The following is a 9689-nucleotide window of genomic DNA, read 5'->3' on the forward strand; positions in this document are numbered from 1 at the left end:
GCGCTGCGCCTGATGGTGACGCGCGGCGCGCTGTGCGCCGCTGCGCCGAAGGGCGCGATGCTGGCCGTCGCCCTCGACGAAGGCGAGTTGCGCGCGCAGCTGCCCGCCACGCTGGATGTCGCGGCCATCAACGCACCGGGGCAGACCGTCGTCGCCGGTGCCGACGTTGCCGTCGCTGACTTCGAGCGCGCGCTGATCGAACGGGGTGTCGGCGCGCGTCGCCTCGAAACCTCGGCGGCTTTCCACTCGCGGCAGCTCGATGGTGTTCTCGACGCGTTCCGCGCGGCCGTGGTGGCCGCAGCCCCGGCGCGCGTGGACGGCCTGCGCGTGGTCTCGACCTGCACGGGCGATTGGCTGACGGCGGATCTCGCTGCCAGTCCCGATTACTGGGTGCGCCATCTGCGCGAGCCGGTGCGCTTCGCCGAGGCACTGGCCACGATCGACCGGCTGCGCCATGCCGTGCTCGTCGAAGTGGGGCCGGGCCGCACGCTGTCGACGTTCGCGACGATGCGTCGGGCCGATGCGCGCTCGGTCGTGCTGTTGCCGAAAGACGCCGACGAGCCCTCGGCCTGGGCCGCGCTGCCGGGCCGGCTGTGGGCCAGCGGTGTGGCCGTCGATTGGGCACGCTGGGACCAGCCGACGGCGGGACGGCGCGTGCCGTTGCCGACGTACCCGTTCGCTGCCGTGAAGCATTGGATCGACCCACCGAAGGCTGTTGCCGCGAGCGACGAAGGCGCCGCCGCGCTGCCACCCGAGGCTTGGCTGCAGACGCCGGTGTGGCAGCCCGTGCCGCTGCCGCGCGAGCTGTCGGGCGCGCTTCCCGCCTCGGCCCTGGTGCTCTGCGATGGCGCCGGGATCGGTGATGCCCTGGCCGATGCCTTGGCCGCGGAAGGCGTGGCGGTGCGTCGCGTGCATCGCGCGGCCGCGTTCACGCAGGAGGAATCCCACATCACGCTGGACCCGGGCGAACGCGCGCATTGGCAGGCCTTGGCCGCCACGCCGGCCCCGGCCGTGCTGCTCGACCTTTGGGCGCTCGATGCGCCGCTGGACGGACTGGAAGCGTCTTCTCGCATGGTGTTCGACGATGCGCTGCGGATGGCGCAGGGCCTTTCTCCTTGGGCCGATGGCGGGGGAATGACGTGGCTCAGCGTGGGTGTGCAGGCGCAGGCGGTGGGCGATCTTTCTGCGCTTCGTCCGCCGCAGGCCCTGCGCGCCGGCCCGGTGCGCACTTGGCCGCAGGAGGCCGCTGCGCTTCGCAGCGCCTGGTTCGACCTCGACGCCGCCGCGCTGGCCGCGCCCCGGCGCGCGATCGACGCCTTGCTGGCGGAGCTGCGCGCCGGTTGCCCCGCGGAAACCGTCGCCCTGCGCGGCCGCCAGCGCTGGGTGCCGCATTCGCAGCCGCTGGGTATCGCGCCGGCCCACACCAATGCCGCGCTGGCGTTCCGCGGCCACGTGCTGCTGACGGGGGCTTTCGGCGGCGCCGGTCGCGACATCGCGGAGCGCCTCGCGCTGGGCGGTGGCGTCGAGTGCCTGTGGCTGGTGAGTCGCACGGCCATCGAGCCGGGTTCGTCGCGCGCCGCTTGGATCGACGCGCTGCGCGCCCTTGGTCTCAAGGCGCGCGTGCTCGTCGCCGACCTCGCGCGGCCCGGCGCGCTGGCCGGAGCCGCGAAGGATGCCGGCCTGAAGCGTCTCGATACCGTGTTGCATGCCGCCGGCGTGCTCGACGACGCCTTGATCGCGATGAAGTCGATGGAGGCCGCCCACGCGGTGCTCGCGCCGAAGCTGCAGGGCGCGCGCGAGGTCGCCGCCGTGGCGGAGTCCCTGGATGCGTCGCAGGTGCTGTATTTCTCGTCGATCAGCGCGCAGATGGGTGCCTCCGGTCAGGTCGACTACACCGCGGCGAACGCTTTCCTCGATGCCTTCGCCGCCCAAGCCGATGCGACGTCAACCACCACGCGGCACACCGCGCTCGCCTTCAGCATCTGGCGCGACGCCGGCATGGCGGCGCGCCTCGCGGCCGAGCGTGGTCTCGCGCCACCGCCGTTCGACGACGGCCTGCCGCAGGCGCATCCGCTGTTGCGCCATCGCCGCGACGAGGGCGTCGCCGTCGTCTTCGGCGGCGTGGTCGGCCCGAAAAGCGACTGGGTGCTCGACGGACATCGCCTCGCCAGTGGCGACGCACTGCTCCCCGGTACGGGCCTGCTCGACCTGGTGGCTTGGGCAATGCAGGCGCTGCGCGGCCGCTTCACGCGCTTCGCCTGCGAGGGGTTGACCATCGCGGCAGATCGCCCTGCGCTTCCTGCCCCTGGACGCGGCCGGCAAAGCTACGCCGTCGTCGTCGGCGAACCGTTTCGAGGTGAGCCTGACCAGCCGCGGCGCCGGCGAAGGTGAAGCCACCGAGCACGTCGTGCTGCAGCTCGACGTCTTGGCCGACGGCGCGCCTTCGGGCCCGGCATCGCCGCTCGACTTGCGGTCGCCGCGCACGGCGCGCCCGCCGGTGTACGCGCACCCGGCACTGCATTTCGGGCCGGAGTGGGACTGCCTGCGCGGTTTCGAGGTGGGCGAGGGCGAGGCGGAGTTGCAGCTGGAAGCCGCGCTCGGCCTCGACGGCCCGCATCCGCTGCATCCGGCGTTGCTCGACATGGCGCTCGGCGCCGCGCAGGCGGCGCTGGCACCGCCCGGGGTCGATGCCGCTCGGCTGTTGCCCTTCCGCTACGGCCGCATCGAGGTGCTTGCACCCTTGCCGGCCCGCGTGACCAGCCGCCAATGCGCCCGTGCCGATGACGATTCCCTGGTGCTAAACATCGATGTGCTCGATGCGGCGGGACAGCCCTGCGTGCGGGTGCGCGACTTCGTGCTGAAGCCGGCGCGCCGGCTCGCTGCCGCAACGCGAGCGCGTCGCTCCGCCACGCCCGGCGGCGCCCTGCTGGATGTGGGTTTCCGCGACGGCTTCGGCAGCGACGAGGCCTTCACCGCCATCGCCACCGTGCTGTCCCACGCGCTGCCGCCGCAGGTCGCGCTGGCGCGTCGCTCCGTCGACGCCTTGGTGGCCGACACGCGCCGCGCCGCGCATGCCGCGGACGCTTCGGCCGATGTCGGCACGACGACCGCGACGCCGGTAGCGCGTCGCTCCGGCGGCACGCCCTTCATCGCCGCAGGAACCCCGATGCAGTCGCGGATGGTGGCGCTGTGGGAACGCCTGCTCGACCTCTCCGGCATCGGCATCGAGGATGACTTCTTCGCCCTTGGCGGGCACAGCCTGCTGCTGACGCGCGCGCTGTCGCGACTGAAGCGCGAGGACGGCGTATCGCTGCCGATCGACGCCGCCTTCGAAGCACCGCGGATCCGCGACTGGAGCGCCTTGGCCGAACAGGCTGGGGCCTTGTCGCCCGGCGGCGCCTCGCCGCTGACCCCGCTGCAATCCGTGGCGCGTGTTCCCGGTCTGGACGGGCGCTTCCGCTTCCCGACCACCCACAGCCAGCGCCAGTTGTTCTACGTGCAGGCCACCGCGCCGGAGAACACGGCCTACAACATTCCCTTCGCCTTTACGCTGCGCGGCCCGCTCGATGCCGATGCGTTGGCCGGTGCGATCCGCGATGTGGTCGCCGCCCACGAGGCCCTGCGCACGCATTTCGAAGTGGCCGATGGCGAGGTGCGGCAGGTCGTCGACCCCTCCGCCGTGCCCATGCACGAATCGGTGGATCTCTCGGTGATGCCGGAGACCGAGCGCGCGGCGGCGCTGGCCGAAGTGCGCGAGCTGGTCGCGAGGCATGTCTTCGATCTCGCCGCCGGTCCGCCATGCCTGTTCCTCACCGTCAAGCTCGCCGCCGAGGAGCACGTGCTGCTGTTCTGCCTGCACCACGTGCTGGTCGACCACCTCGCCGTGCTGCACATCGGTCGAGCGCTCGAAGAGCGCTACGCGCTGCGTCGTCGGGGTTCGGTGCCGGCCCTCGTCGCCGCCGGGTTGCAGTTGCCGGACTTCGCCGTCTGGCAGGCCGCCGCCCTCGATGCGTCGGCGATCGCGCAGCGCCTGCCGCACTGGATGGACAGCCTGGCCGCCTGTTCGCCGGTGCTGCGCCTGCCCACGGATCGTCCGCGACCCGCTCGGCAGGACTTCGCCGGCGCGGAGCATCGGTTGGCCCTGTCGGCCGGCACCAGCGCGCGACTTCGTGCCTTCGCGCAGGCCACGCAGCAGACGCCCTTCGTCGTCATGCTGGCGGCACTGGCGCGGTTGCTGCGCGCGGCCAGCGGCCAGGATCGCCTCGTCATCGGCTGCCCGTTCGCGAACCGCAACGCGGAGGAATTGGAGCCCGTCGTCGGACTGTTCATGAACCTGCTGCCGCTCGGACTGCATCTGCCGGAAGGGCAGGGTTTCGACGAACTGCTGGCGCAAGTGCGCCGCCAGGTGACGCGCACGCAGGCCGTGCAGGACACGCCGTTCCCGGCCATCCTGCAGGCGCTCGGCGTGCCGCGAGACCCCTCGCGCAACCCGCTGGTGCAGGTCTGGTACACCTTCCAGGAGGCGCCGATGGCCCTGCGCTTCGATGGCCTCGAGGTGACGAGCGAGGCGCTGCCGAACGGCGGTGCCAAGCTCGACCTGAGCTTCTGGTTCTGGGACGACGGCGAGCGGGTTCGCGGGCTCGTGGAGTACGCGACGGCGCTCTACGACGAGGCCACGATCGCGGCCCTCGTGCGCGGGCTGGAAGCGACGCTCGATGCCTGCATGGCGTCGACGCCGGCACCGCTAGACTCGCAAGTTCTCGATGCGACCCCGGCGGTGATGGAATGAGTGATGTTGTCGCTTTGGCGAAGGACCTGATCGGACGCCCGTCGGTGACGCCCGAGGACGCCGGCTGCCAGGCCTTTATCGCCGCGCGGCTCGCGCCGCTGGGCTTTCGCTGCGAGTCGCTCGACTTCGGCGACGTGAAGAACCTCTGGGCCACGCGCGGGCAGGGCAGCCCGGTCATCGTGCTGCTCGGCCACACCGACGTCGTGCCGCCGGGCCCGCGTGAGGCCTGGGCCTCCGATCCCTTTGTGCCGACGGTGCGCGACGGCGTGCTGCACGGCCGAGGTGCTGCCGACATGAAGGGCAGCGTCGCCGCCTTCGTCGTCGCGATGGAACAGCTGGTCGCCGCGAACCCGGACCACCCCGGAACGCTGGCCGTGCTGCTGACTTCCGATGAGGAAGGCCCGTCGATCGACGGCGTCCGCAAGGTGGCCGAGCACTTCCGCGCCACCGGCCAACGCATCGACTACTGCATCACCGGTGAGCCCTCGTCGAGCGAACGCCTCGGCGATGTCCTGCGCGTCGGCCGTCGTGGCTCGCTGTCCGTCGCGGTCGACGTGCGCGGCGTGCAGGGCCACGTGGCCTATCCCGAGAAGGCGCTGAACCCGATCCACGTGCTGGCGCCGGCCCTGGCCGAGCTCTGCGCGCGGCGCTGGGACGAGGGCTACGCCAGCTTCCCGCCCACCAGCTTTCAGGTGTCGAACATCACGGCGGGCACCGGCGCCGACAACGTCATCCCCGGTGCGCTGCAGTTCGTGGCGAACTTCCGCTTCAACCCGAACTGGACCAGCGATGCGCTGGTGGCCGAGTTCGAAGCGATCCTCGCGAAGCACGGCGTCGATGCGGCTTGCCGCTGGCGCCGCTCGGGCGAACCCTTCCACTGCGACGAAGGCGTGCTGCGCCGTGCCGCGCGCGCGGCCATCCAGGCCCGCTGCGGGATCACGCCTGACGAGAACACCAAGGGCGGTACCTCCGATGCCCGCTTCATCGCGCCGCTCGGCGCCGAGTGCGTCGAACTGGGCCCCGGCAACGCGAGCATCCACAAGATCGACGAGGGCGTCCGCCTCGACGAGCTCGAGGCGCTACCGGCGCTGTTCGCCGAGGTCATCACGCGCGTCTGGGACGGGCACGGCGCTTAGTCGTCGGCGGACCGGTGGGGCCATCGTGGTTGGGGCGAAGGCATGGCCTTCGGCACGTGGCGAGCGGCCGGCTGAGTTCTAAGGTCGGTGAGGTCACTGACAAGGGAACGCCGATGGCCGCGCTGCTTCGACTGTTCAACCTGAAGGCCGGCGAGTGGCGCGCGGTGCTGTTGGCGGGCCTCTACTTCTTCACGGTCCTGGCCGCGCTGATGCTGTTGCGGCCCGCGCGGGACGCGCTCGGCATGCAGCGTGGCATGGATGAGATCCGATGGTTGTTCTTCGGGACAGCCCTGGTAACGCTGCTGGCGCAGCCACTTTTCGGCTGGCTGGTGGCCCGCTTGCGGCGGATGCACGTCATCGCCGCCTGCTACGGCTTCTTCGCCGTCTCGCTGGCGGGTTTCCACCTGCTGCTCGTGGCGGCGCCCGAGGCGGTGGGCGAGCGCAGCGGTCAGGTGTTCTACGTTTGGTTCAGCGTCTTCAATTTCTTCGTGACCATGGTGTTCTGGGCGCTGATGGCGGACCGGTTCACGATGGGGCAGTCACAGCGATTGTTCCCTCTGATCGCTGCCGGCGGAACACTGGGTGCTATCGCCGGTTCCTGGGTGGCCGGGGCCTCGGTCGAATCGGTGGGTACCCCGATGCTCCTGCTGATGGCTGCAGGACTTCTTGTTGCGGCCTTGGGCTTGGCGGCACTGGTGATCCGCCACACCGAAGCGGTGCCGGTAGGGGTCGCGGCCAGCCATGGCGAAGCGCCGGTCGGCGGCAGTGCATGGGCTGGCTTGCGCGCGGTGCTGCGTTCGCCGTACCTGTCTGGGATCGCGCTGTACGTGTTGATCCTCGCGGTGATGGTGACCTTCCTCTACTTCACTCGCCTGCAGCTGGTGGCGGGCATGGAGAGCGAGCTTGATGCGCGTACGGCACTTTTCGCGCAGGTGGACTTCTACACGCAAGTGGCCACGCTGCTGCTGCAGATGGTCTTCGCTGGCCATCTCATCAAGCGCATCGGCATGCCGATGACGCTAGCCTTCCTGCCCGCTGTCGCCGCGCTGGGCTTCGTCGGGCTTGCGATGGTCGGCTCGCTGGTAGCCCTGGTGGTTTTCGAGGCCGTGTTCCGCGCCGTGCAGCGCGCGGTGATGCGGCCGGCACGCGAGACGCTGTTCACCGTGCTTGGCCGCGAGGACAAGTACAAGGCGAAGGCCGTGATCGATACCTTCGTCTACCGTGTGGGCGACATCGTGGGCGCACAGTCCGAAGGTTTGCTGGGCCGACTGGGCCTCGGCCTCTACGCTCTCGCTGGCGCTGCCGTGCCGCTGGCCCTGCTGTGGGCCGCGCTCGGCCTGTGGCTGGGCTGGCGGCAGCGTGTGCTTGCCAAGGCCTCGACAGAAGGGGTAGGGTCACAACCATGCTAACGCTCGCGCTCAACCGCAATAACGCCAATAACCGCAACGCCGAAAGGCGGCCGCGGCGTTAGGCGCGTTCAGCACATCGAACCCCGAACCCCGAAGGCCCGCCTGGCAACAGCGCGGGCCTTCTCCTTTTTGCGCTTTCGAAACCCCAAGGAGATTCCCATGTGCGGCATCGTCGCGATCTTCGGGCTCAAGCCCGGCACCGAACTCGAACCGCTGCGCCGGCAGGCCGTGCAGGCCGCGGCGCGCATCCGCCATCGCGGCCCCGACTGGAGCGGCGTGTATGCCGACGCCGGTGCCGTGCTGGCGCATGAGCGCCTCTCCATCGTCGATATCCACGGCGGGGCGCAGCCGCTGCGCTCGACCGACGGTGCGCTCGCGCTGGCGGTGAACGGCGAGATCTACAACCACCGCGAACTCGAGGCCGGCCTGTCCGTGCCTTACACCTTGACGACCCAGAGCGACTGCGAGGTCATCAATGCCCTGTGGCGCGAGCAGGGGCCGGGCTTCGTCGATTCGCTCAACGGCATCTTCGCCTTCGCGCTTTGGGACGCGGCGAAGCAGCGCTACTTGGTCGCCCGCGACCCGATGGGCGTGATCCCGCTGTACTTCGGCCACGACCGCGAGGGCCGGCTGTGGGTGGCCTCGGAGATGAAGGCGCTGGTCGGCGTCTGCGAGGACGTGGCGATCTTCCCGCCCGGTCACCTGCTGGACTCGGCGGAAGGCGTGATTCGCCCTTACCGCACCCTCGAGTGGCGCGATTTCGCCACCGTCGACGGCCACGCCATCGCCCCCGCCGCGCTGAAGGATGCGCTGATGCAGGCGGTGCGCCGCCAGCTGATGTGCGACGTGCCCTACGGCGTGCTGCTGTCGGGCGGGCTCGATTCCTCCGTGATCGCTTGGTGCGCGGCGCAGTTCGCCAAGCAGCGCGTCGAAGACGACGGAAAGAGCGAGGCCTGGTGGCCGCGCCTGCACAGCTTCGCGGTGGGTCTCGAAGGCTCTCCGGATCTTGCCGCCGCGCGCGTGGCCGCCGAGGCGCTGGGCACCGCCCACCACGAATTCCATTTCACGTTCGAAGAAGGGCTGGATGCACTGAGCGAGGTCATCCGCCACATCGAGACTTACGACGTCACGACGATCCGCGCCTCCACGCCGATGTTCCTGCTGGCGCGGCGCATCCGCTCGATGGGCATCAAGATGGTGCTGTCGGGCGAGGGCAGCGACGAGGTGTTCGGCGGCTACCTGTACTTCCACAAAGCACCCGATGCTCGCGAGTTCCACGCCGAGACGGTGCGCAAGCTCGACGCCCTGCACCAGTTCGACTGCCTGCGCGCCAACAAGAGCATGGCGGCGTTCGGCATCGAGGCCCGTGTGCCCTTCCTCGACCTCGCCTTCCTCGACACGGCGATGGCGATCGACCCCGAGCAGAAGCGCGTCCGCGCGCGCATGGCCGGCGGGCGGCCGGTGGAGAAGTGGCTGTTGCGCACGGCGTTCGAGGGCTGCCTGCCCGAGAGCATCCTGTGGCGGCAGAAGGAACAGTTCAGCGACGGCGTCGGCTACGGCTGGATCGATGGCCTGAAGGCGCACACGCAAGCGCAGGTCAGCGATGCCGAGTTCGCTGGCGCGGAGCGCCGCTTCCCGATCAACCCGCCGCAGACCAAGGAGGCCTACTTCTACCGCCGCATCTTCGAAACGCATTTTCCGGGCGGCGCAGCGGCGGCGACGGTGCCGGGCGGCAAGTCGATCGCCTGCTCATCGCCCGCGGCGATCGCCTGGGACGCGGCCTTCGCGAAGGCGGCCGACCCGAGCGGCCGCGCCATCGCCGGGGTGCACGAGCAGGCCGTCGCAGGCTGAGCCACGACCCGCGAGGCAGGGCTCAGGCTTCGGGCTGCCCTGCGTCGGCGGCGGCCCGTGTCGCGCGGATCACCGTGTCGTCGCCGGCCTTCAGTAGCAGTTCGCCGTTGGCGTCGACGTCGAAGCGGGTGACGCGGCCGAGCGCGGCGAGGAAGTCGGACTCCTGCTTCGACGCCGTGTCGTCGAGGCAGGCCATTCGGGTGGCGGCGGCCATGCCCAGCCTCAGGCCCTCGCCGCTGACCGAGGCGGACGAGGTCCAGCGATTGCAGCCCGCGAAGCCCGACGCGCGCCCATCGGCGCTGAACTGCAGCGTCGGCGGGCGGCCGCTCATCGCCGCACTGCCGATGCTCGTCACCGTCCACTCGTTCGGCGTGAGCAAGTCGATGGGGTTTCCGCCGCAGCCTGAGAATTCGCGACCGTCCACCTGGACCACGACGCTGTGCGGGTAAGGCATGCCCGTGATGCTGTCGCGGCAGACGGTGGCGCTGGCGGAAAGTGCGAGCT

Annotated in this window: 6 protein-coding genes; 5 read left to right on the forward strand and 1 reads right to left on the reverse strand. The window is 70.6% G+C overall.

Annotated features, from left to right (window positions below; genetic code table 11):
- From ACIQ6S_RS13620 to asnB, 5 genes are all read left to right on the forward strand, one after another.
- On the forward strand, positions 1 to 2391 hold a 2391-nt coding region (locus ACIQ6S_RS13620; protein WP_397608828.1), incomplete at its 5' end, for an SDR family NAD(P)-dependent oxidoreductase.
- Positions 2357 to 4789, forward strand: coding sequence for a condensation domain-containing protein (locus tag ACIQ6S_RS13625; protein WP_397608829.1), 2433 nt, complete (start codon positions 2357 to 2359; stop codon positions 4787 to 4789). The genes ACIQ6S_RS13620 and ACIQ6S_RS13625, both read left to right, overlap by 35 nt.
- On the forward strand, positions 4786 to 5925 hold the full coding sequence (dapE, locus tag ACIQ6S_RS13630) for a succinyl-diaminopimelate desuccinylase (RefSeq protein ID WP_397608830.1): 1140 nt from the start codon (positions 4786 to 4788) through the stop codon (positions 5923 to 5925). The genes ACIQ6S_RS13625 and dapE overlap by 4 nt, the downstream gene beginning before the upstream one ends.
- A gap of 113 nt (positions 5926 to 6038) precedes the next feature.
- Positions 6039 to 7334, forward strand: a complete 1296-nt coding sequence (locus tag ACIQ6S_RS13635; RefSeq protein WP_297876133.1) for an NTP/NDP exchange transporter — start codon at positions 6039 to 6041, stop codon at positions 7332 to 7334.
- A gap of 159 nt (positions 7335 to 7493) precedes the next feature.
- Positions 7494 to 9185, forward strand: a complete 1692-nt coding sequence (gene asnB, locus ACIQ6S_RS13640; RefSeq protein WP_397608831.1) for an asparagine synthase B — start codon at positions 7494 to 7496, stop codon at positions 9183 to 9185.
- A 22-nt stretch (positions 9186 to 9207) separates the two neighbouring features.
- Here asnB and ACIQ6S_RS13645 read toward each other — a convergent pair.
- The coding region (locus ACIQ6S_RS13645; protein WP_397608832.1) for an META domain-containing protein at positions 9208 to 9689 on the reverse strand (482 nt) is incomplete at its 5' end.

It is taken from the genome of Silanimonas sp. (assembly GCF_044377035.1).
Taxonomy (GTDB): Bacteria; Pseudomonadota; Gammaproteobacteria; order Xanthomonadales; family Xanthomonadaceae; genus Silanimonas.

Coding starts and splice junctions, on each gene's coding strand:
- dapE (WP_397608830.1), top strand. CDS start 4,786: ATGAGTGATGTTGTCGCTTTGGCGAAGGACCTGATCGGACGCCCGTCG.
- ACIQ6S_RS13635 (WP_297876133.1), top strand. CDS start 6,039: ATGGCCGCGCTGCTTCGACTGTTCAACCTGAAGGCCGGCGAGTGGCGC.
- asnB (WP_397608831.1), top strand. CDS start 7,494: ATGTGCGGCATCGTCGCGATCTTCGGGCTCAAGCCCGGCACCGAACTC.